Here is a 21480-nt window from a genome sequence, read left to right as displayed (position 1 = left end):
TGCATCGCCCCCCTCACTTCTTCAGGAAGTTGTCCACCAGCAGATGCTTCACGTCGTCGAAGCGGCCGTTCAACACCGCCTTGGCCGCATACAGCGCCGTGCCGGCGACCTGCTTGGCTTCGATCTGCGGTGGCATCACCAGCTCGGCGCGGCTGGTGTGCACGTCCAGCAATGCCGGTCCGCGCTGCGACAGGAAATCCTGCACCGCCTCCTCCAAATCCTCGCTGCGCGTCACCGTGCGGCCGTGGAAGCCGATCACTTCGGCAAGGCGGCCAAAATCCGGGTTCTTCAGGTCGGTGTAGTTGTCCAGCAGGCCTTCCACCTTCTGCTCCAGCTCGACGAAGTTCAGCGAACCATTGTTGAACACCACCACCTTGATCGGCAGGTTTTCCTGCACCGCCGTCAACAGATCGCCCAGCAGCATCGCCAGGCCGCCATCGCCGGACAGCGAAATCACCTGCCGGCCGGGGAAGGCCTTCTGCAGGCCCAGTGCCTGCGGCATTGCATTGGCCATCGTGCCGTGCAGCAGGCTGGTCAGCGTGCGGCGGCGACCGTTGACGCGGATATGGCGCAGCACCCAGACCATCGGCGAGCCACCGTCAGCGGTGAACAGCGCATCGTCGCTGGCGTGCTTCGACAGCAGCGCGGTCAGGTGCTGCGGATGGATCAATTCGCCTTCGCCCGGCTGCTCCTCCTGTTCGCGCTTCTTCAGCGCCTTGTCGCGATGCTCGATGCACTCGTCCAGGAAACTGCTGTCCTCGCGCGGCGGCAGCATCGGCAGCAACGCATCCAGCGTCGGTGCGATATCGCCGACCACGCCGAGGTTCACTGGGTGGCGGCGGCCAAGGTGGCTGCCATCGCGGTCGACCTGGATGATGGTGGCCTTGTCCGGGTAGAACTGGCCCCAGGCGAAGTCGGCGCCGAGCAGCAGCAGCGTGTCGCACTCCATCAGCGTGTGGAAGCCGGATTCGATGCCGAAGATGCCGGTCATGCCCATGTTGTACGGGTTGTCCGGCTCGACGAAATCCTTCGCGCGCGAGGTATGCGCGATCGGGGCCTGCAGGCGCCGGGCCAGTTCCAGCAGCTGTGCGTGCGCGCCCTGGCAACCGGCACCGGCGTAGATGCCGATGCGCTTGCCCTGCCCCAGCAGTTCGGTGATGCGCTGCAGCTCGGCATCGGACGGGCGCAGCACCGGCTGGGTGTAATGCACCGAGAACGGCACATCGTGCTTCACCTCGGCCTGGCTGATGTCGGCCGGCAGGATCACTACCGCCACGCCACGCCGGCTGATCGCCGCCTGGCAGGCCAGGGCCACCACGCGTCGCGCCTGCTCCGGGCTGTGCACCTGTTCGCAGAACACCGTGCAGCTGCCATAGACGGCCTTGAAATCCACTTCCTGCGGGAATTCCATGCCCAGCTCGCTGGTCACCACCTGGCTGGCGATCAGCACCATTGGCGCACGGTTGCGGTTGCTCTCGAACACGCCGTTGATGAAGTGCAGGCCGCCGGGACCACAGGAACCCGCACAGGCGGTCAACTCGCCGCTCACCAGCGAATCGGCGCCGGCAGCGAACGCTGCCACTTCCTCATGGCGCACGTGCACCCAGTCGATGTCACTTCGGTGCAGGGCATCGGTGACGTGGTTCAAGGTGTCGCCGACGATGCCATAACAGCGGCGGACGCCCGCCTGCTGAAGGGTCTCGACAACGATCTCGGCAACGCGCTTGCTCATCGGATACATCCTCAAACGGGGGAACGTCCGAGGCTAGACCCGAGGAAGTGATGCCTCCGCAAAAAAAGGGGACGGAGGGAATTAAGTCGTTAACGGCACAAACGACTTAATTCCCTCCGTCCCCTTTTTCGTCAATCGTTGACGTTGATCCAGCCCACCACCGCGCCCTGCTTCGGGTTGCGGTAGCGCAGCTTCACCCAGCCATCCTGTTCATCCAGCATCTCCACGCGGTCTCCCTGCACCAGGTAACGCCTGGTGGTGGATGCGCCGGGCCGGTCGAACAGGAACAGCCGTGCCGGTGCCACGGTGGCCTGCTGGCCACGCAACGGTCCATCCGGCGGTGCGCCCAGGCCATCGGCAATGGCACTTTCCAATACTCGGCCGGCGGGATCATAGGTGCGCCAGACCGCCAGCGGGCCCTGCTCATCGGTCTGCTCCCAACGCAGCGCGGCGTTCACCGTATCGCCCAGCATCAGCACACGCTCGGCGCGGTACAGATGGAGCGTCGCGCCTGCAAAGCGGTACTGGTCGGTGTACCACATCGGGCCGCTGCGGCAGCTGCTGGTCAGCGTGCGGCTGGGACGGTCAACCGTCAGCCCCATCAGCTCACCGCAGCTGTCCTTGCCGTGGGTGTCGGCCTGCAGCGCGCGGAATGCCTCAACGGCCGGATCGAACCGGTACACCGCCACCGCTTCGTTGACCATGCCCACCGAAGCGCGTGCGACCAGTTCCGGGTAGCCATCGAAATCGACATCTTCGAGCGACCAGCGCGAATGGCCGTCGGCATCCACCGCGCCCTCCAACGTCTGGCGCTTGCCCGACGGCGACAGCTGCACTGCAATGCTGCCGTCCTGCTGGGGATCGGCATGCGCCTGCACATGCGCGGCCACCTGAAACCGTAGCGTTTCGCCCTCGTCCTCCGCCTGCGCCGTCGGTGCCAGCGCGCCGGCCAGCGCCAGGCCCAGCAGGCATTCCCTGTAGTTCATCATTGCTCCCTGCGGCACCGCGGCGGCACCTTCAACTCAGAACGATACCTCGACCGGCTGCCGCGACCACAGCACCGACTGATGCCTGGTCTGCTGCTTCCACGCCAGGCGGATCGCTTCGATATCGGCGCGGCGCTGCGGGGTGTCCTCATGCAGCACCACCAGCACCTTGGTGCGCAGGCGGTTGGGCGCGGCATCGCCGCGGAACAGCCACTGGCCATAGGCATCGAACACGGTCAGGCCATCCGGGAAGCGCGGGGTCACTTCCTTGTCCAGGAAGGTGCGCCACTGCGCCTCGCTGATGGTGTCGGCCTGCGGGCGGTTACCGGCGCCTTGCTCTTCGCCTACGCCGAAGTACAGCTCGCTGCGCACCCAGCCGTGGCCGGCGGACGGGCGTGCGGCATCGCCCTTCAGTTCGGCGGTGGTGGCCGTGGCATAGGCGCTGGGCGCCTGCGAAGAGAGGCTGGCGCAGCCGCTGGTGGCCAACAGCACGGCGAAGACGAGGCCAAGGTGTTTCATCGGTACAGCTCCGGGGAAGGGGACAAGGCGAGCCGGCAGCGTACAGCGCCACCGGCCCGGCGTGCTGATGCCAACCGGGCATCAGCTCATGCCGGACCGGCAGGGACTTGCATCGGCACCGGCCATCACGCGAAGATAATATATCGCTTCATCCGGATGGATGTAAGTGAAACTATCTCCCCTTCCCCGCCGTCGTTGTTGCTGGAGCCCCCATGTCCGCCCGCCTGCCCGCGTCGCCGCTCGGCCTCGCCATCGCCCTCGCGCTTTCAACCGCCGCCGCCCCGGCGCTGGCCCAGGACGCCACCAACCTGGATACGGTGATCGTCACCGGCACCCGTGCCGCCGACCGCACCGTGCTCGAATCCACCTCGCCGGTGGATGTGCTCACCGCCGAGGACATCCGCAAGGCCGGCGTGGTCAACGGTGAGCTGGGCAGCGCGCTGCAGGCGCTGCTGCCGTCGTTCAACTTCCCGCGCCAGTCCAACTCCGGTGGCGCCGACCATGTGCGCGCAGCGCAGCTGCGTGGCCTGTCGCCGGACCAGGTGCTGGTGCTGGTCAACGGCAAGCGCCGCCACCACACCGCGCTGGTCAACACCGACAGCAAGATCGGCAAGGGCACCACCCCGGTCGATTTCAATTCGATTCCGGTCAGTGCGATCAAGCGCATTGAAGTGCTGCGCGACGGCGCTGGCGCGCTGTACGGATCGGACGCCGTGGCCGGCGTAATCAACGTGATCCTCGACAACGGCGGTGACGGCGGCGAGATCGAGGCGAGCTACGGTGCCAACCACACCGACCTCAAGCCGATCGGACGCACCCTTACCGATGGCCAGACCGGCAACCTCAGCGCCAAGGTCGGCACCTCGCTGGGCGAAGACGGCGGCTTCCTGCGCGTCGGCCTGGAATACAAGCACCGCAACGGCACCAACCGCGCCGGCTTTGACCAGATTCCGCCGTGGGACCAGACCCCGGGCAACCTGGCGCTGCAGGGCAGGCGCAATTATGTGCTGGGCGATGGCCAGAGCAAGGACATCAACCTGTGGCTGAACACCGAGATTCCGGTGGGCCAGACCTCGACGTTCTACGCGTTCGGTACCTTCAACCAGCGTGACACCGAAGGCGCGAACTACTTCCGCTATCCCGATGGCGATGCCAACTGGAAGCAGGTCTATCCGAATGGCTACCGTCCGATCTCCGAGGGCGAGAACCGCGACGTGCAGGCCGTGGCCGGCGTGCGCGGGCAGTGGAGCGAATGGAGCTACGACGGCAGCCTGGATTACGGCCAGAACGACTTCACCTACCGCCTGCGTGATTCGCTCAACGCGTCGCTGGGCCCGACCAGCCCGACCCGCTTCAAGACCGCCGACTACGCGTACGCGCAGACCGTGGGAAACCTCGACCTGAGCCGCGTGTTCACCCAGAGCGACAGCATCAGCCACACCCTGGGCCTGGGCGTGGAAGCACGCCACGAGCGCTACCAGACCCGTCCCGGTGACCCAGCCAGCTACGCCGCCGGCCCGTACACCGATCGCCCGACCGGTTCGCAGGCAGGTGGTGGCCTGACCCCGCAGGACGCGGCGCGCCTGTCGCGCGATGTGGCCAGCGCCTATGCCAGCCTGTCCAGCCAGTTCGGCGAGAAGTTCTCCACCGACCTGGCCGCGCGCTACGAGCACAACGAAGACTTCGGCGGTGAACTGACCGGCAAGCTCGGCCTGCGCTATGAGTTCACCCCGGCGTTCGCGCTGCGCGGCGCAATCTCCAACAACTTCCGCGCACCGTCGCTGGCGCAGATCGGCTACGAGTCCACCTCTACCGGCTACAACGCAGGTGGCCAGCTGGTGCAGGGCCGCCTGCTGTCGGTCAACAATCCGATCGCACGCGGCCTGGGTGCACAGAACCTGAAGCCAGAGAAATCGCTGAACACCTCGCTCGGCTTCACCAGCCGCATCGGCGAGCATTTCGACCTGTCGCTGGACTTCTTCCAGATCGACATCGATGACCGCATCGCACTGTCGGAGAGCATCACCGGCGATGCGCTGACCGACTACGTGGCCTCCAACTACGGCGTCAGCGGCCTGCAGAGCGCCAGCTTCTTCGTCAACGCCGCCGACACCCGCACCCGTGGCGCCGAGCTGGTGAGCAACTGGCGCCAGTCGCTGGGCGATGGCCAGCTGCTGCTGACCGGCACCTATGCGTATACCAAGACCACGCTGAAGAACGTGCTGGCTACGCCGGCGCAGCTGCAGGCGCTCAACCCGAACTATGTGCTGTTCGGCATCGAAGAGACCAATACGCTCACCGATGCCACGCCGCGCACGCGTGGCAGTTTCTCGGCCGCATGGAGCAACGACCACTGGTCGCTGAGCACCCGCGTGAACCGTTATGGCAGCGCCACCCGCGTGTTCAATTTCGGTGACGGCTACATCCCGCGCCAGACCTACCAGGCCGAGTGGCAGCTGGATGCGGAAGTCGAATACCGCATCACCCCGCAGTGGAGCGTGGCCCTCGGCGGGCAGAACCTGACCGACAACTATCCGGATCGATCCAACAGCGATATCCACTACTTCGGCAACCTGCCGTACGACGTGCTGTCGCCGATCGGCAGTAACGGTGCGTACTACTACGGCCGCGTCCGCTATACGTTCTGATTCGCCAGTCCGGTAGTGCCGGCCGCTGGCCGGCAGCAACCGCAGGGTGCATCCATGGGCTGTCACGTTGCCGGCCAGCGGCCGGCACTACCCCGATCCGTAGCCTGCCCTCGACCCGACGTACACGCCCACGCTGGCAAGCTGGGCTTCATGGCTGAACCGCTCCCCCTGCGTCCGCCGCCGCCATTGCTGGATGACGCCTGTGCGTTGTTCCTGGATGTCGACGGCACCCTGATCGAATTCGCTGCACGCCCGGATGCCGTGCAGCTGCTGCCGGATGTGCGCGAAGCCATCGGCCGCATCAGCGACCGCCTGGAAGGTGCCGTGGCACTGGTCAGTGGCCGCCCGCTCGAACAGCTGGATCAACTGTTCGCTCCGCTGCAACTGCCTGCTGCGGGCCTGCATGGCCATGAACTGCGTGGGCAGGATGGTCGCGTACTGCGCGACGAACACGACGACGACACCGCGGAATGGCTGCACGCACTGCACCAGCAGGCGATGCGCTTCGCCCACGGCCATCCCGGCGTGCTGGTGGAAGACAAGGGTGTCGGCCTGGCGCTGCACTGGCGCGGCGCGCCGCACGCCGCCAGCGATGTGCGCGCCTTCGCCGACCGCCACGTGCGTGGCCGCGCCAGTTACCGCCTGCAACCCGGCGACCACGTGGTCGAGTTCGTCCCCGTTGGCAGCGACAAGGGCCGTGCGGTGCGGAGGATGATGCAGTACCTGCCCTTCCGCGGCCGCCTGCCGGTGTTCCTCGGTGACGACCTCACCGACGAATTCGGCTTCGACGCCGCCAACGGCCAGCATGGCTGGAGCGTGCTGGTGGGCGAACGTGAACCCAGCAAGGCGGTGTTCGCGCTGCCCGACATACGCAGCGTGCACGCCTGGCTGCGTGAGAATGCCTATTGACCCGGCCACCCCACGGCCGCAACCGAGATGTACCGCGTGATGACCCAACCCGATCTTGATCTGGGCGTGGTCGGCAACGGCAGCTTCGGCGCCCTGGTCGACAAACGTGCCCGCGTTGTCTGGAGCTGCCTGCCCACCTTCGACGGCGACCCTACCTTCTGTGCGCTGCTCGGCCCCAACCAGCAGACCGGTGGCGACTTCGCCATCGAGCTGGAAGATTTTGTCAGCAGCGAGCAGGAATACCTGACCAACACGGCGATCCTGCGCACCGTGCTGCGCGACGCGCACGGCGGCGAACTGGAAATTCTCGACTTCGCCCCACGCTGGCGCCAGAACGACCGTTTCTACCGCCCGGTCAGCCTGATCCGCCAGGTGCGTCCGCTGGCCGGCAGCCCGCGCATCACCGTACGCGCACGCCCGCTGGCGGACTGGGGCGCGCGCGTTCCGGAATCCACCTGGGGCAGTAACCATGTGCGCTGGGTGCTGCCCGAACACGTGCTGCGGCTGACCACCGACGTGCCGGTGCGCTTCGTGCGCGACGGCCTGCCGTTCGTGCTCAACCATCCCATCCACCTGATCCTGGGCGTGGATGAATCGCTCAACCGTTCGATCAGCGGCTATGTGCAGGAGGCCTTCCAGCGTACCCGCGATTACTGGCGCGAATGGGTGCGCTACCTGTCCATTCCCCTGGAATGGCAGGACGCGGTGATCCGCAGTGCGATCACGCTGAAGCTGTGCCAGTACGAGGACAGCGGCGCGATCATCGCGGCGATGACCACCTCCATTCCTGAAGCCCCCGGCAGCGTGCGCAACTGGGATTACCGCTACTGCTGGCTGCGTGATGCCGCGTTCGTGGTGCGTGCATTGAACCGCCTCGGCGCCACGCGCACGATGGAACAGTTCCTCGGCTACATCTTCAACCTGGCCACGACCGACGGCACACTGCAGCCGCTGTACGGCATCGGATTCGAAGCGAAGCTGGACGAAGATGAGGTCCCCAGCCTGTCCGGCTACCGCGGCATGGGCCCGGTACGGCGCGGCAATCTGGCCTGGGTGCAGCGCCAGCACGATGTCTACGGCAGCGTCGTGCTGGCTTCCACGCAGCTGTTCTTCGACCGGCGCCTGCAGGACCCGGGTGATGCGCACACCTTCGCCCGCCTCGAACCCCTCGGCGAGCAGGCCTTCGCCCTGCACGACGTACCCGATGCCGGCCTGTGGGAGTTCCGCGGCCGCACCGAGGTGCACACCTATACCAGCGCGATGTGCTGGGCCGCCTGCGACCGCCTGTGCAAGATCGCCGTGCGGCTGAAGCGCGACGACCGCGCCCACTACTGGCGCACACGTGCCGACACCATCCACGCGCGCATCATGGCCGAATCCTGGAGCGAAGCGCTGGGCCACTTCACCGATACCTTCGGTGGCCATCGCCTGGACGCCTCGCTGCTGCTGCTGGCCGACATCGGCTTCATCGACGCGATGGATGCCCGCTTCATCGCCACCGTCGAAGCCATCGGCCGTGACCTCAAGCATGGCAATTCGCTGTACCGCTATGTCGCGCCGGATGACTTCGGTGAACCGGAAACCAGCTTCACCATCTGCACGTTCTGGTACATCGATGCACTGGCGGCGATCGGGCGCCTGGACGAGGCGCGCGAGATGTTCGAGCTGCTGCTGAAGCAGCGCAACCACCTGGGCCTGCTGTCGGAGGATCTGGCCTTCGACACCGGCGAGGCCTGGGGCAACTTCCCGCAGACCTATTCGCATGTCGGCCTGATCACCGCCGCGATGCGCCTGTCGCGGTCCTGGCAGGAGGCATCGTGAGTCGTCTGGTCGTGGTATCAAATCGTGTGGCCGTGCCCGGCGAGAACCGCGCAGGCGGCCTGGCGGTCGGCCTGCTGGCCGCCCTGAAGGAGCGCGGCGGCCTGTGGTTCGGCTGGAGCGGCAAGACCGTAAAGGAAGGCAGCGGCACGCTGCACCGGCAGAAGGACGGTGACATCGACTACGTCACCATGGACCTGAGCAAGCGCGAGGTCGATGGCTACTACAATGGCTTCGCCAACCGCACCCTGTGGCCGTTGCTGCACTTCCGGCTGGATCTGGTCGACTACGACCGCGGCACCCGCGAGACCTACCACAAGGTCAATGCGCTGTTCGCCGACAAGCTCGCGCCATTGTTGCGCGAGGACGACATCGTCTGGATCCACGACTACCACCTGATCCCGCTCGGCGCACTGCTGCGCGAGCGCGGCATCGGCTGCCGCATCGGCTTCTTCCTGCACATCCCGATGCCCTCGGCCGACCTGCTGCAGGCGATGCCCGATCATCTGCGGTTGTTCTCCGCGCTGTACGCCTACGACCTGGTCGGCTTCCAGACCCAGCGCGATGCCGATCGCTTCCAGACTTACCTGCGCCTGTTCGGTGGTGGCCGCGTGCTCGACAACGGTGAGCTGGAAGCCCCCGGTGGGCGCCGATTCCGCGCGGCGGCCTTCCCGATCGGCATCGACACCGAACTGATCGCACGCCAGGCCGGCACCGCCGCGACCAAGGCCGCAGTGAAGAACCTGCGCAGCAGCCTGCGGGACCGCCAGCTGGCGATCGGCGTGGATCGCCTGGACTACTCCAAGGGCCTGCCCGAACGCTTCCTCGGCTTCGAGCGCTACCTGCAGCGCCACCCCGACCAGCGCGGCTCGCTCACCTACCTGCAGATCGCGCCGGTCTCGCGCGGCGATGTCACCGAGTACCGGCAGCTGCGCAGCCAACTGGAACAGATCGCCGGCCACATCAACGGTGGCCACGCCGAGCCGGACTGGACGCCGCTGCGCTACGTCAACCAGAACTTCACCCATGCCACGCTCACCGGCTTCTACCGGGCGGCGGCGGTCGGCCTGGTCACGCCGCTGCGCGATGGCATGAACCTGGTGGCCAAGGAATACGTGGCCTCGCAGGACCCGGAGGATCCCGGTGTGCTGGTGCTGTCACTGCTGGCCGGCGCCGCCGACGAACTGAAGCAGGCACTGCTGGTGAACCCGCACGACCTCGACGGCGTGGCCGATGCGATCGCCACCGCAGCGACGATGTCGCTGAGCAGGCGCAAGGAACGCTGGCACGCGATGATGGAACATCTGCGCACCTACGACATCAACCACTGGCGCCGCAGCTACCTCGACGCGCTGGAAGGCTGAAGGAAAAAAGGGGACGGAGGGGATTAAGTCGTTTGTGCACAAACGACTTAATCCCCTCCGTCCCCTTTTTCTTCAGTCCAGGAACCGCGCGACCTGTTCCGGTGCGGGTAGATGGCAGGTGTCATGCCGACCGAACCAGCGGTAGCGATTGCGTGCCAGCGCGCGATACGCCGCATCACGCCAGCCGCGCGGCACGAGCCGCAGCACGCCGGCCAGGCGCCAGGCGCCGCCCAGCCCCGCAAGTACGCGCAGGATCGCATCGGTATCGGTCCAGGCACCCTGTGCGTCCAGCAGCAGGAACGACATCGGGTCCTGCGGATCCAGCCCGTGCGCGCGCAACATCGCGCTGCCCTTCTGCCCCTGCATCGCTGCAAAACGGTAGCGCCCCCTGCGGTCGAAACGCAGCAGGAACCGCACCCAGCGGTTGCACAGTGCGCACACGCCATCGAACACGATCACCGCGCTGCCAGCCTCGGCGGCGGCGTCACTGCGGTTCGAGCCAACCTTCATAGCGGATCAGGGCTCCGGCCCAGGGCAGCGTCACATCGACCAGGAAAGTGTAGCGCTCGCCCTGCCAGGCTTCACGGCAGCGCACACCGCCGAACCAACGCGTCGGCAGCGGCAGCAGCCCGAACGCCCAGACCCGGCGCACCGACCAGTCGATACCACCGTCGCGGGCCTGCAGCGCGAACTCGAAGCGCACCGCGCCCAGCTGCTCGCGCAGATGCCCATCGTGCGCCCACAGCCGCGACACCATTGGCCAGCGGCCGAACCGCCGCGCCCACTGCTCGCCCTGCCGGTAGCGGTTGAACGCCACCTCGGTGGGCAGCGCGTCACCGTCCTGTGGCAACCGCGCCAACGCAGCCAGCAGCGGCACCAGCCAGTGCCGCCCCCTCACGATGCAGGCCTGCCCCACGTAGCGGCACGGCAACGGCGCGGCATGCAGCGCCTGCACCGGTCCTGCCAGGGTGGCGAAGGCCGGCCCCAGCACACGCGCGAACAGCGGCGGAGTCAGGGGGCGATCCAGGCCAGGGTCGCCATGCGCCCGGTGCGACGATCGCGCCGATGTGAATACAGGTCCGGGTCGGCCATCGTCGACACCGTGCCGCCATACACCTGCGCCGGGTCCATCCCCACAGACTGCAGACGCTGCCGCGCCAGCGCGAACAGGTCCACCTTCCAGTGTCCGGGACGGGTCGCGACGAACGCCCGCTCAGCAGCGGGATCATGGCCGACGAAGGCGTTATAGACCTCCTCGCCGATCTCATAGTCGGACGGCCCGGCGGCCGGGCCCAGCCAGGCCCGCAGCTGCGCCGGCGGCGTCTGCAGAGCGGCCACCGTGGCCTCCAGCATGCCGTCGGCCAGCCCCCGCCAGCCGGCATGGGCCGCGCCCACCTCGCTGCCGTCTGCGGCGGCGAACACCACCGGCAGGCAGTCGGCGGTCAGGATCGCCAGCACCACGCCCGGCACCGAGGTTACCGCCGCGTCGGCCACCGGCTCGCTCGCGCCGGGCACCGGCGGTGCATCGAATCGCAGCACGGTGCTGCTGTGCACCTGGCGCAGCCAGTGCGGCGCCGACGGCAGCGCCAGCCCCTGTTGCAGCAGCTGGCGGTTGTGCTCCACGTTGGCCGGGGTATCACCATCTGCCGCGTGCCGGTTGCCCAGGTTGAACTGCGCGAACGGCGCCGGCGAGATGCCCGCGCCGTGCCTGCGCGTGGTCAGCGCGTGGACGCCTGCGGGCGCCGGCCAGTCGGCCTGCAGCAACGGCAGCGCGGCCGCCATTACCAGCGGTCCCGCTCGCGGGCGGCGAAGGCTTCGCTGTCTTCGCGCAGCACCTTCATCAGGTGCAGCATGTCCTCCGGCACCGGCGCGGTGTTGCGCACCGGTTCGCCGGTGATCGGGTGCATGAACTCCAGGGTCTCGGCGTGCAGGGCCTGGCGCTTGAAGCCGCGCAGCGCGGCCACCAGCTCGTCGCTGGCGCCCTTGGGCAGCTTCAGCGCGCCGCCATACAGCGGGTCGCCGATGATCGGATGGCGCACGTGCGCCATGTGCACGCGGATCTGGTGGGTACGGCCGGTTTCCAGGCGGCACTCCAGCGCGGTGTGTGCCCGGAAGCGCTCGCGCAGGCGGTAGTGGGTCACCGCTTCCTTGCCGTCCTCACGGACCGCCATCTTCAGGCGATCGCGCGGGTGGCGGTCGATCGGGGCATCGGCAGTACCACCGGCCACCAGCGCGCCCATCACGATGGCCAGGTACTGACGGTGCACGTCGCGTGCCGCCAGCTGCTCGACCAGCGCGGTCTGCGCTTCCAGGGTCTTGGCCACCACCATCACGCCGCTGGTGTCCTTGTCCAGGCGGTGCACGATGCCGGCGCGCGGCAGCACCGCCACCGACGGATCGCGGAACAGCAGCGCGTTGACCAGGGTGCCGCTGTGGTTGCCGGCCCCCGGATGGACCACCAGGCCGACCGGCTTGTTGATCACCAGCAGGTGCTCGTCCTCGAACAGCACGTCCAGCGGGATGTCCTCCGGCAGCGCGTCGGTCTGGGTTTCCAGCACCACATTGAGGGTCACGACCTCGCCGCCGCGCAGCGGATCGCGCGGGCGCACCTGGGCACCGTCCAGCAGGACCTCACCGGCCTTGATCCACTCGGTCAACCGCGAGCGCGAGTATTCGGGGAACAGTTCAGCCACGACCGCGTCGAAACGGCGGCCGGCAGCGGTGTCGGGGACGATGGCCTGGCGGGCCGATTCAGAGGGTTGTTCAGACATGGCAGGGGGCATTCTTTGGAATTTTGGGGTCCCGGCGGCCGGTTTCAGTCGCTGGACAGGACACTAGGCTATCATCGACCCTTCGTATTCCAGCCGCGTCCCGCCTCGACCCCATGATCCGACGCTCCGCCATGCTCTCCGCGCCCGTCCGCCTCACCGCCCTGCTGCTGGTGCTGGTCATCGCCGCAACCGGCTGCCATCGCGGCGCCAAGAAGGGTGATCGCCCCGATGAAGGCGTGCCGGTCGAACAACTGTACGAGAAAAGCCACAAGCTGATGCAGGGCGGCAACTGGAGCGGCGCCGAAGCCAGCTTCCGCCGCCTGGTGGCCCAGTATCCGTACGGTCCTTACACCGAGCAGGCGATGATCGAAACCGCCTACGCCCAGTACAAGGCCGGCAAGCACGATGACGCGGTGTCCAGCATCGACCGCTTCATCCGTACCTACCCGACCCACCGCAACATTGCCTATCTGTACTACCTGCGCGGCCTGGCCAACTCCAACCGCAGTACGGTTTTCCTGCGCCGCGTATGGTCGCTGGATGCCAGCCGCCGCGATCTGTCCACGCCGCACCAGGCGTACTCGGACTTCAACATCGTGGTGGATCGTTACCCGAACAGCCGCTACGCCGCCGATGCGCGCCAGCGCATGCTGGAGCTGCGTGACGTGTTCGCCCAGCACGAACTGGACAACGCCCTGTACTACATGCGCCGCGGCGCCTGGGTGTCAGCCGTGGGCCGCGCCAACTACCTGCTGGAGACCTACCCGCAGAGCGCCTTCCAGTACGACGCCGTGGCCGTGCTGGCAGATTCCTACACCCACCTGGGCAACAAGACCCTGGCCGACGACGCCCGCCGCGTCCTGCAGCTGAACCAGCCGGACCACCCGTGGCTGGAAGGCAAGTGGCCGAAGTACCCGTGGATGATCCGCAAGCTGAACCCGTTCGCCGGCGAGAAGTCCGCCAGCACCGGCCAGCGCAACGCGCGACTGGAAAAGAAGTAAGCGAGGGCCCCGAAAGGGGCCCTTCTTCTTTGTGGAGTCGGGCCATGCTCGACTGCTTTCCTCATCCGCCTCTCGGCGCCGGGGCAGTCAACGCCTACCACGCGTACCTGCTCGATGGCCTGCTGCAGGTCGCGCCGCAGATCGACCGCGTCCTCAGCGATGCCGGCCGCGCCCATGTGGCAGTGGCACGCGAGCAGTGCCTGGGCGAACTGGCCACCACGCTGGACGGCGCCGACACCGGCAGCATGTTCACTGCACCGCTGGCCAGCGTGCCGGGCATCTGGGCGGCGCTGTACGACTATCTCGGCGTACCGCGCCGCGGCTTCAGCCAACCGCTGATGCCGGCCAGCGGCCGGCACTACCCGCCAGGCGCTGCCTCAGCCCTTGTAGCCGTTGCTGATCGGGTAGCGCCGCTCGCGGCCGAACGCGCGGCGCGAGACCTTTGGCCCCGGCGCGGCCTGGTGCCGCTTCCACTCGCTGATGCGCACCAGGCGCAGCACGCGGTCGACCACGGCTGCGTCGTAGCCGGCGGCCACGATCTCCCCGCGCGACTGCTCCTGGTCGATGTAGCGGTACAGGATGCCGTCCAGCACGTCATAGGCCGGCAGCGAGTCCTGGTCCAGCTGGTTCTCGCGCAGCTCGGCCGACGGCGGGCGGCTGATCACCGCCGGCGGGATCACCGGTGCACCGCCCACGGTATTGCGCCACTTGGACAGGCCGAACACTTCGGTCTTGTACAGGTCCTTCAGCGGCGCATAGCCACCGCACATGTCGCCGTAGATGGTGGCGTAGCCGACCGCGTACTCGCTCTTGTTGCCGGTGGTCAGCAGCAGGCCGCCGAACTTGTTGGCCAGCGCCATCAGGATCACGCCGCGGCTGCGCGACTGCAGGTTCTCTTCGGTCACGTCCGGCGCGGTGCCTTCGAACATCGGCGCCAGCGATTCCATCAGGCCCTTGAACGCCGGCTCGATCGACACAGCCTCAAGCTTCACCCCCAGCGCCCGGCACTGCTCGGCGGCCAGGTCGTTGGACAGGCCGGCGGTGTAGCGCGACGGCAGGCGCACGGCGGTCACGTTCTCCGCGCCCATCGCATCCACGGCCAATGCCAGCACCAGGGCCGAGTCGATGCCGCCGGACAGGCCCAGCCACACCTTGCTGAAGCCGTTCTTGCGGCAGTAGTCCTGGATGCCACGGGTCACCGCGCGCCAGGCCAGCGCGTCCATGCTCTCGTCGCCGTCGTCCATCCACACATGCGGCATGAAGCGGCGGGTCTCACCGTCGTAGTCCACCACCAGCCACTGGTCGACGAAGGCAGCAGCGGCCGGGTGCACCGTGCCATCACCATCCGCCACCACCGAAGCACCGTCGAACACCAGCGCATCCTGGCCGCCCACCACGTTGAGGTAAGCGATGGCCGCCCCGCTCTCGCGGGTACGCGCGGCCAGCACGGCGTCGCGCTGCGCGTGCTTGCCACGCTCGTAGGGCGAAGCATTCGGCACCACCACCAGCTGCGCACCCGCGCGCATGGTGTCGGCCAGCGGCTCGGCAAACCACAGGTCCTCGCAGATCAGCAGGCCGACCGGAATGCCATTGACCTCGAACACGCAGCTGCCGCCATCCGGATCGACATCGAAGTAGCGGCGCTCGTCGAACACGGCGTAGTTGGGCAGCTCACGCTTGCGGTAGGTCTGCTCGACCAGGCCGTCACGCAGCACGCTGGCGGCGTTGTAGACCACCGCGCCAGCCGCCTGCGGCCAGCCGACCACGGCGGTGATGCCACGGCAGGCGGTAGCGATGCGGGTCAACGCCTGCTCGCACTCGTACAGGAAACCCGGGCGCAGCAGCAGGTCCTCCGGCGGGTAGCCGCTCACCGCCAGCTCGGGGAACATCACCAGCTCGGCGCCGTACTCGTCGCGCGCCTGGCCGATCATCTCGATGATGCGCTCGGTGTTGCCGGCGACGTCGCCGACCGGGAAGTCGAACTGCGCCATCGCGATGCGGATCGAAGCCATGGGAATCCAGCCTGTGGTTGCAATGCTTCCATTGTAACGCCGGGGTCAGATCCGTTTTGCGCAGCAAAAGGATCTGGCCCCACGCCAGACGCAGAAAGGCCGCCCCAAGGCGGCCCTTCTGTTTCAGGCAGCCGGCCAGCGGCCGGCTCTACAGCATCGTCTGCGCGAGGCAGTCGATCTTATTTCACCAGCTTGGCGATGGCAGCGCCCAGGTCGCCCGGCGAACGGACGGTGACCACGCCAGCGGCCTCCATCGCGGCGAACTTGCCTTCCGCGGTGCCCTTGCCGCCCGAGGCGATCGCACCCGCGTGGCCCATGCGCTTGCCGGCCGGAGCCGACGCACCGGCGATGAAACCGACGACCGGCTTCTTCACGTGGTTCTTGATGTACTCGGCGCCGGCTTCTTCGGCGTCACCGCCGATCTCGCCGACCATGATGATGCCTTCGGTCTGCGGGTCTTCGTTGAACAGCTTCAGGCAGTCGACGAAGTTCAGGCCGTTGATCGGGTCACCGCCGATGCCGATGCAGGTGGACTGGCCCAGGCCGACTTCGGTGGTCTGCTTGACCGCTTCATAGGTCAGGGTGCCCGAACGCGACACGATGCCGATCTTGCCCGGCTTGTGGATGTGGCCCGGCATGATGCCGATCTTGCACTCGCCCGGGGTGATGACGCCCGGGCAGTTCGGCCCGATCAGCACGGTGTCCGGGTAGGAACGGGTCAGCACGTTCTTGACGCGCAGCATGTCCAGCACCGGGATGCCTTCGGTGATGCAGACGATGACCTTGATGCCGGCAGCCGCAGCTTCCAGGATCGCGTCGGCCGCGAACGGCGGCGGCACGTAGATGACCGAAGCGTTGGCGCCGGTGCTCTGCACGGCGTCGGCAACGGTGTTGAAGACCGGCAGGTCGATGTGGGTGGTGCCACCCTTGCCCGGGGTCACGCCGCCAACAACCTGGGTGCCGTACTCGATCATCTGAGTGGCGTGGAAGGTGCCCTGCTGGCCGGTGAAGCCCTGCACGATCACCTTGGTGTTCTTGTTAATCAAAACAGACATGGGAATTTCCTTCGGTGTCGTGGATCAGGCGGCGTTCTTGACCGCTTCAACGACCTTCTTGGCGCCGTCGTTGATGTTGTCAGCCGGGATGATGGCCATGCCGCTGTCACGCAGCAGCTGCTTGCCTTCTTCCACGTTGGTGCCTTCCAGGCGCACCACGACCGGAACCTTGACGCCCACTTCCTTCACGGCGGCGATGATGCCTTCGGCAATCATGTCGCAGCGGACGATGCCGCCGAAGATGTTGACGAAGATGCCTTCCACCTTGTCCGAGGACAGGATCAGCTTGAACGCCTCGATGACGCGCTGCTTGTTGGCACCGCCGCCCACGTCCAGGAAGTTCGCCGGCTCGCCGCCGTTGAGCTTGATGACGTCCATGGTGGCCATGGCCAGGCCGGCACCATTCACCATGCAGCCGATGTTGCCGTCCATGGTGACGTAGTTGATGTCCAGCTCCGAAGCGGTCACTTCGGTTTCATCTTCCTGGGACTTGTCGCGCATTGCGACCAGTTCCTTGTGGCGGAAGTTGGCGTTGTCGTCGCTGTTGAACTTGCCGTCCAGCGCGTACAGGTTGCCATCGTCCAGGATCGCCAGCGGGTTGATCTCAACCAGCGCCAGGTCCTTTTCGTTGAAGATGCGGTACAGGTTCACCATGATGTTGGCGAACTGGCCGGCCTGCTTGGCAGTCAGGCCCATCTTGAAGCCGATATCACGGCCGTGGTAACCCTGCACGCCCTCGACGAAGTCCACGTTCAGGGTGTGGATCTTGTCCGGGGTCTCGGCAGCGACCTGCTCGATTTCCATGCCGCCTTCGGAAGAGGCGATGTAGCTGATGGTGCGGGTGCCGCGATCCACCAGGACCGACAGGTACAACTCCTTGACGATCTCACCGGCGGTGGTCACCAGCACCAGGTTGATCGGCAGCTCGACGCCGGCGGTCTGGTAGGTGGCCATCCTGGTGCCGAGCATCTTGGCCGCTGCGGCCTTCACGTCGTCGACGGTCTTGCAGAACTTGACGCCGCCAGCCTTGCCGCGGCCGCCAGCGTGGATCTGCGCCTTGACCATCCAGGGGCCCTGGCCCAGCGACTGGGCGACTTCAACCGCCTCGTCCGGGGTCGCCGCGACCTTGCCGGCCGGGACCGGGATGCCGTATTCGGCAAGCAGTTGTTTTGCCTGGTATTCGTGGAAATTCATGCGTCACCGTGGGAATAGGAACGACCGCACGCAATTCCTCAGGGCCCCCTGGAAGAGGCACCGGCACGGACCGCGGCGGGCTCACTATTGTGGCCGAGCCGGCGCCGGGGCGCAAAGAAGTCTGTACAAAACGCCAGAACCGGCCAGATTTCCGCCGTCATTCAGGCAGTTGCGCCCGGGGGCCGGCTGGCCAGCGGTATCCATCCCGGGCCAAATGCGCGATCCGAACCGCGCCGGCGGCGCCCTGCCGGGGGCCCTATACTGGTCAGCCAGGGTGTGTCGCGTCGGGGTTGCTCGGCCGCGCCCCCCAGGCCACATCGAAGCGACGTGCCCGCCCGGCCTCAGGGGACGCCGGGCAGGCCCGCCGCAGATTCCAGACCCAGGCAGCCAGAAGGGGAGTTCCGGCGTGTCACCCAGTGCTTCATTGATCGACCGCATCGAATCGATTCCGCGGCGTGAGCTGTATTTCTTCGCGCTGTACCGGGTGCTGATCGCCTCGGTCATCGCCGCCCTGCTCTACAGCCCGCTTTCGGCCATGGTCGGCGAAGCCGACCACCCGCGGCTGGCCGACACCGTCGCCGCCATCTACCTGGTGCTGTCGCTGCTGGCCCTGGTGATCGGCCGCAACGAACGCTGGCTGCGCCCGATCGTGGTCAGCGGCGTGCTGGTGGACATCGTCGCCGCCACCCTGTTGTCGCATGCCCTGCCGGGTGCCAGCGCCGGCATCTCGATGTCGCTGCTGTTCAACATCGCCGCCGCCGCCACCCTGCTGCCGCTCAGCCTGGGGCTGGGCCTGGCACTGGCCGCCAGCCTCGCCACCGGCGTGGAATACACCTGGAAGCTGCTGGAAGGTGGCGACCCCACCCGCACCCTGGCCGAACTGGCGATGTTCGCCACCAGCTACCTGGCACTGGCCTTCATCAGTTACCAGGTCGGCAGCCGCGCGCGCCGCAACCAGCAGCTGGCCAACCAGCGCGGCGACGAAGTGGCCAACCTGTTCCAGATCAACGAGCTGATCATCCGCCGCATGCGCACCGGCGTGCTGGTGGTCGACGCCGACAACCGTGTCACCCTGGCCAACGAGGCCGCCTCGATGCTGCTCGGTGACAGCGACGGCAGCGGCGAAAGCGGCCGCCTGGACCTGGCCAGCGCCGCCCCGGAACTCGCCCGTCGCCTGCAGCGCTGGCGCAACGGCTGGGCCCAGGACGAACTGCCGCTGCAGCTCAACCCCGACCAGCCCGAAGTGCAGCCCCGCTTCGCGCGCCTGCTGGCCGGCAGCGACCTGGCCCTGGTGTTCCTGGACGATTCCAGCGTGGTCTCGCGCCGCGCCGAGTCGCTCACCCTGTCAGCAATGGGGCGCTTCTCGGCCAGCCTCGCCCACGAGGTCCGCAACCCGCTGGCCGCGATCAACTACGCGGTGCAACTGCTGGAAGAAGGCACCGGCTTCAACGAAAGCGACCGCCGCCTGCTGCAGATCATCCGCCAGCAGTGCCAGCGCACCAACGGCATCGTCGAAAGCGTGCTGGGCCTGGCCCGGCGCGAGCGCGCCACGCCCGAGAACGTCGACCTGGCCGCCTTCGTGCGCCGCTTCGTGCTGGAGTACAAGCAGGGGCAGACGCTGGAAACCGACAGCATCGAGCCGATCATCAACGACACCTCGGTGCTGGCCCAGGTCGACAGCAAGCACCTCTACCAGGTGCTGACCGTGCTGGTGCACAACGCGCTCAAGTACGGGCGCATCGGCCAGCAGCCGGCGCGGGTGCGCCTGCGCGTGGCGCAGCACGAGCGCAGTGCGGTCATCGACGTGATGGATCGTGGCCCCGGCATTCCCGAGAGCGTGGCCGCGCAGTTGTTCCGGCCGTTCTTCACCACCTCCGAGCACGGCACCGGGCTGGGCCTGTACATCGCCCGCGAACTGTGCCGGGCCAACCAGGCACGGCTGGACTACATCCCGGTTCCAGCCGGTGGCTCCTGCTTCCGCCTGGTGCTGCCCGGCCCGCATACGCTGTTGCCCACCTGATCTCGATTCTGTGCGTCAAACATTTGTCGCTTCCAGCCCCCTCGTTTATCTTTCACGCCCATGAACGAAACCCGCAGCGCCCTCGTCGTCGACGACGAACGCGACATCCGCGAACTGCTGGTACTGACGCTCGGCCGCATGGGGCTGCGCATCAGTACCGCAGCCAACCTTGCCGAAGCGCGCGAACTGCTGGCCAGCAATCCGTACGACCTGTGCATCACCGACATGCGCCTGCCGGACGGCAATGGCATCGAGCTGGTCAGCGAGATCGCCCAGCACTACCCGCGCACGCCGGTGGCGATGATCACCGCCTTCGGCAGCATGGACCTGGCCGTGGAAGCGCTGAAGGCCGGCGCCTTCGATTTCGTCAGCAAGCCGGTGGACATCGCCGTGCTGCGCGGCCTGGTCAAGCACGCGCTGGAACTGAACAACACCGAGCGCCCCGTGCCCGGCCCCGCCGCCGAACAGGGCGCACGCCTGCTCGGCGACTCGCCGGCCATGGACGTGCTGCGTACCACCATCGGCAAGGTCGCGCGCAGCCAGGCGCCGGTCTACATCCTCGGCGAATCCGGCGTGGGCAAGGAGCTGGTCGCACGCACCATCCACGCCCAGGGCGCCCGCGCGGCCGGCCCGTTCGTGCCGGTCAACTGCGGTGCCATTCCCGGCGAGCTGATGGAGAGTGAATTCTTCGGCCACCGCAAGGGCAGCTTCAGCGGCGCCCACGCCGACAAGCCCGGGCTGTTCCAGGCCGCGCATGGCGGCACCCTGTTCCTGGACGAAGTGGCCGAGCTGCCCCTGCAGATGCAGGTGAAGCTGCTGCGCGCGATCCAGGAAAAGTCGGTGCGCGCGGTCGGTGCCGCCAACGAAGAACCGGTGGACGTGCGCATCCTCTCGGCCACCCACAAGGACCTGGCCGAGCTGGTCGAGGACGGGCGCTTCCGCCACGACCTGTACTACCGCATCAACGTGATCGAACTGAGGGTGCCGCCGCTGCGCGAGCGTCGCCAGGACCTGCCGGAACTGGCCGCGTCGGTGCTGGCACGGCTGGCCCGCAGCCATGGCCGCCCGACGCCGTTGCTGGCGCCGTCGGCACTGGACGCACTGGCCCAGTACGCCTTCCCCGGCAACGTGCGCGAACTGGAGAACATCCTGGAACGCGCGCTGGCACTGGCCGAAGAAGACCGTATCGGCGCCGACGACCTGCGCCTGCCGCAGCATGCCCCACGCACGCCCGGCAGCGCAGCGCATGCCGAAGCGGTGGTGGACCTGCAGCCCGGCAACGCCGCCCTGCCCTCGTACATCGAACAGCTCGAACGCAGCGCCATCCAGCGCGCGCTGGAAGAAAACCGCTGGAACAAGACCCGCACCGCCGCGCAGCTGGGCATCACCTTCCGCGCGCTGCGCTACAAGCTGAAGAAACTGGGGATGGAGTAAGCACAGGGTCACCCAAT

17 protein-coding genes and 1 pseudogene are annotated in these 21480 nt (G+C 67.2%); 8 read left to right on the top strand and 10 right to left on the bottom strand.

Features of this window, described 5'->3' with window-relative positions:
- Positions 1-13: 13 nt before the first annotated feature.
- The 3 genes from KXV01_RS15135 to KXV01_RS15125 form a co-directional block, all read right to left on the bottom strand.
- Positions 14-1732: a thiamine pyrophosphate-dependent enzyme gene (locus KXV01_RS15135; protein ID WP_263467907.1), complete on the bottom strand. Its 1719-nt coding sequence runs from the start codon at positions 1730-1732 to the stop codon at positions 14-16.
- Between the two features lie 131 nt (positions 1733-1863).
- Complete coding sequence (locus KXV01_RS15130; RefSeq protein ID WP_263467906.1) at positions 1864-2718, bottom strand: SH3 domain-containing protein; 855 nt, start codon at positions 2716-2718, stop codon at positions 1864-1866.
- A gap of 36 nt (positions 2719-2754) precedes the next feature.
- Positions 2755-3237 carry a DUF3574 domain-containing protein gene (locus tag KXV01_RS15125; RefSeq protein ID WP_049410962.1) on the bottom strand — a complete coding sequence of 161 codons (483 nt, stop codon included), beginning with the start codon at positions 3235-3237 and terminating at the stop codon, positions 2755-2757.
- Between the two features lie 212 nt (positions 3238-3449).
- Between KXV01_RS15125 and KXV01_RS15120 the strand changes: the two genes are divergently transcribed.
- The 4 genes from KXV01_RS15120 (at position 3450) to otsA (ending at position 9976) form a co-directional block, all read left to right on the top strand.
- Positions 3450-5885, top strand: a complete 2436-nt coding sequence (locus KXV01_RS15120) for a TonB-dependent receptor (protein WP_263467905.1) — start codon at positions 3450-3452, stop codon at positions 5883-5885.
- A 150-nt stretch (positions 5886-6035) separates the two neighbouring features.
- Positions 6036-6794 carry a trehalose-phosphatase gene (otsB, locus tag KXV01_RS15115; protein WP_049440966.1) on the top strand — a complete coding sequence of 253 codons (759 nt, stop codon included), beginning with the start codon at positions 6036-6038 and terminating at the stop codon, positions 6792-6794.
- 39 nt (positions 6795-6833) lie between these two features.
- Positions 6834-8615: a glycoside hydrolase family 15 protein gene (locus KXV01_RS15110; protein WP_049411744.1), complete on the top strand. Its 1782-nt coding sequence runs from the start codon at positions 6834-6836 to the stop codon at positions 8613-8615.
- Positions 8612-9976, top strand: a complete 1365-nt coding sequence (otsA, locus tag KXV01_RS15105; protein ID WP_005418588.1) for an alpha,alpha-trehalose-phosphate synthase (UDP-forming) — start codon at positions 8612-8614, stop codon at positions 9974-9976. The genes KXV01_RS15110 and otsA overlap by 4 nt, the downstream gene beginning before the upstream one ends.
- A 72-nt stretch (positions 9977-10048) precedes the next feature.
- Here otsA and KXV01_RS15100 read toward each other — a convergent pair whose 3' ends face one another.
- Genes KXV01_RS15100 through rluD form a run of 4 tightly spaced genes read right to left on the bottom strand, consistent with a single transcriptional unit; the run spans position 10049 to position 12747 of the window.
- Positions 10049-10486 carry a thiol-disulfide oxidoreductase DCC family protein gene (locus KXV01_RS15100; RefSeq protein WP_099495927.1) on the bottom strand — a complete coding sequence of 146 codons (438 nt, stop codon included), beginning with the start codon at positions 10484-10486 and terminating at the stop codon, positions 10049-10051.
- A complete protein-coding gene (locus tag KXV01_RS15095) occupies positions 10461-10967 on the bottom strand; it encodes a DUF4166 domain-containing protein (protein ID WP_049416934.1) in 507 nt (168 codons plus the stop codon). Before KXV01_RS15095 ends, KXV01_RS15100 begins: the two co-directional genes overlap by 26 nt.
- 20 nt (positions 10968-10987) lie before the next feature.
- The gene (pgeF, locus tag KXV01_RS15090; protein ID WP_111096908.1) at positions 10988-11758 is read right to left on the bottom strand and encodes a peptidoglycan editing factor PgeF; all 771 of its coding nucleotides are present in this window, start codon (positions 11756-11758) and stop codon (positions 10988-10990) included.
- Entirely contained in the window at positions 11758-12747 is a 990-nt protein-coding gene (gene rluD / locus KXV01_RS15085; RefSeq protein ID WP_080354703.1) for a 23S rRNA pseudouridine(1911/1915/1917) synthase RluD, read from the bottom strand. Before rluD ends, pgeF begins: the two co-directional genes overlap by 1 nt.
- Positions 12748-12860: 113 nt before the next feature.
- On the opposite strand from rluD, the gene KXV01_RS15080 reads away from it, so the two are divergent.
- Together KXV01_RS15080 and KXV01_RS15075 are read left to right on the top strand one after the other, a co-directional pair.
- On the top strand, positions 12861-13748 hold the full coding sequence (locus tag KXV01_RS15080) for an outer membrane protein assembly factor BamD (protein ID WP_032960726.1): 888 nt from the start codon (positions 12861-12863) through the stop codon (positions 13746-13748).
- An 80-nt stretch (positions 13749-13828) separates the two neighbouring features.
- Positions 13829-14089 (top strand): annotated as a pseudogene (locus tag KXV01_RS15075) (lipase); the annotation flags it as partial.
- A 36-nt stretch (positions 14090-14125) separates the two neighbouring features.
- On the opposite strand, the gene KXV01_RS15070 reads toward KXV01_RS15075, so the two are convergent.
- The 3 genes from KXV01_RS15070 to sucC all read right to left on the bottom strand — a co-directional run bounded on the left by KXV01_RS15070 (position 14126) and on the right by sucC (position 18009).
- A complete protein-coding gene (locus tag KXV01_RS15070; RefSeq protein WP_164284056.1) occupies positions 14126-15760 on the bottom strand; it encodes an NAD+ synthase in 1635 nt (544 codons plus the stop codon).
- Between the two features lie 179 nt (positions 15761-15939).
- Positions 15940-16815: a succinate--CoA ligase subunit alpha gene (gene sucD / locus KXV01_RS15065; RefSeq protein WP_005418610.1), complete on the bottom strand. Its 876-nt coding sequence runs from the start codon at positions 16813-16815 to the stop codon at positions 15940-15942.
- Between the two features lie 24 nt (positions 16816-16839).
- On the bottom strand, positions 16840-18009 hold the full coding sequence (gene sucC, locus KXV01_RS15060; RefSeq protein WP_049416943.1) for an ADP-forming succinate--CoA ligase subunit beta: 1170 nt from the start codon (positions 18007-18009) through the stop codon (positions 16840-16842).
- 406 nt (positions 18010-18415) lie between these two features.
- Here sucC and KXV01_RS15055 point away from each other — a divergent pair, with 406 nt between their 5' ends.
- Together KXV01_RS15055 and KXV01_RS15050 are read left to right on the top strand one after the other, a co-directional pair.
- On the top strand, positions 18416-20029 hold the full coding sequence (locus KXV01_RS15055) for an ATP-binding protein (protein ID WP_263467904.1): 1614 nt from the start codon (positions 18416-18418) through the stop codon (positions 20027-20029).
- A gap of 60 nt (positions 20030-20089) precedes the next feature.
- The gene (locus KXV01_RS15050; RefSeq protein WP_263467903.1) at positions 20090-21463 is read left to right on the top strand and encodes a sigma-54 dependent transcriptional regulator; all 1374 of its coding nucleotides are present in this window, start codon (positions 20090-20092) and stop codon (positions 21461-21463) included.
- Positions 21464-21480: the final 17 nt, after the last annotated feature.

This window comes from Stenotrophomonas sp. Ps181, from assembly GCF_025697425.1.
Classification (GTDB): Bacteria; Pseudomonadota; Gammaproteobacteria; order Xanthomonadales; family Xanthomonadaceae; genus Stenotrophomonas; species Stenotrophomonas sepilia.
This window is presented reverse-complemented; position numbering and strand designations above follow the sequence as displayed.

Bases quoted from the DNA above. Each gene is read 5' to 3' on its own strand.
- KXV01_RS15135 (WP_263467907.1), bottom strand. From the start codon at position 1,732: ATGAGCAAGCGCGTTGCCGAGATCGTTGTCGAGACCCTTCAGCAGGCG.
- KXV01_RS15130 (WP_263467906.1), bottom strand. From the start codon at position 2,718: ATGAACTACAGGGAATGCCTGCTGGGCCTGGCGCTGGCCGGCGCGCTG.
- KXV01_RS15125 (WP_049410962.1), bottom strand. From the start codon at position 3,237: ATGAAACACCTTGGCCTCGTCTTCGCCGTGCTGTTGGCCACCAGCGGC.
- KXV01_RS15120 (WP_263467905.1), top strand. From the start codon at position 3,450: ATGTCCGCCCGCCTGCCCGCGTCGCCGCTCGGCCTCGCCATCGCCCTC.
- otsB (WP_049440966.1), top strand. From the start codon at position 6,036: ATGGCTGAACCGCTCCCCCTGCGTCCGCCGCCGCCATTGCTGGATGAC.
- KXV01_RS15110 (WP_049411744.1), top strand. From the start codon at position 6,834: ATGACCCAACCCGATCTTGATCTGGGCGTGGTCGGCAACGGCAGCTTC.
- KXV01_RS15100 (WP_099495927.1), bottom strand. From the start codon at position 10,486: ATGAAGGTTGGCTCGAACCGCAGTGACGCCGCCGCCGAGGCTGGCAGC.
- pgeF (WP_111096908.1), bottom strand. From the start codon at position 11,758: ATGGCGGCCGCGCTGCCGTTGCTGCAGGCCGACTGGCCGGCGCCCGCA.
- rluD (WP_080354703.1), bottom strand. From the start codon at position 12,747: ATGTCTGAACAACCCTCTGAATCGGCCCGCCAGGCCATCGTCCCCGAC.
- KXV01_RS15080 (WP_032960726.1), top strand. From the start codon at position 12,861: ATGATCCGACGCTCCGCCATGCTCTCCGCGCCCGTCCGCCTCACCGCC.
- KXV01_RS15070 (WP_164284056.1), bottom strand. From the start codon at position 15,760: ATGGCTTCGATCCGCATCGCGATGGCGCAGTTCGACTTCCCGGTCGGC.
- sucD (WP_005418610.1), bottom strand. From the start codon at position 16,815: ATGTCTGTTTTGATTAACAAGAACACCAAGGTGATCGTGCAGGGCTTC.
- sucC (WP_049416943.1), bottom strand. From the start codon at position 18,009: ATGAATTTCCACGAATACCAGGCAAAACAACTGCTTGCCGAATACGGC.
- KXV01_RS15050 (WP_263467903.1), top strand. From the start codon at position 20,090: ATGAACGAAACCCGCAGCGCCCTCGTCGTCGACGACGAACGCGACATC.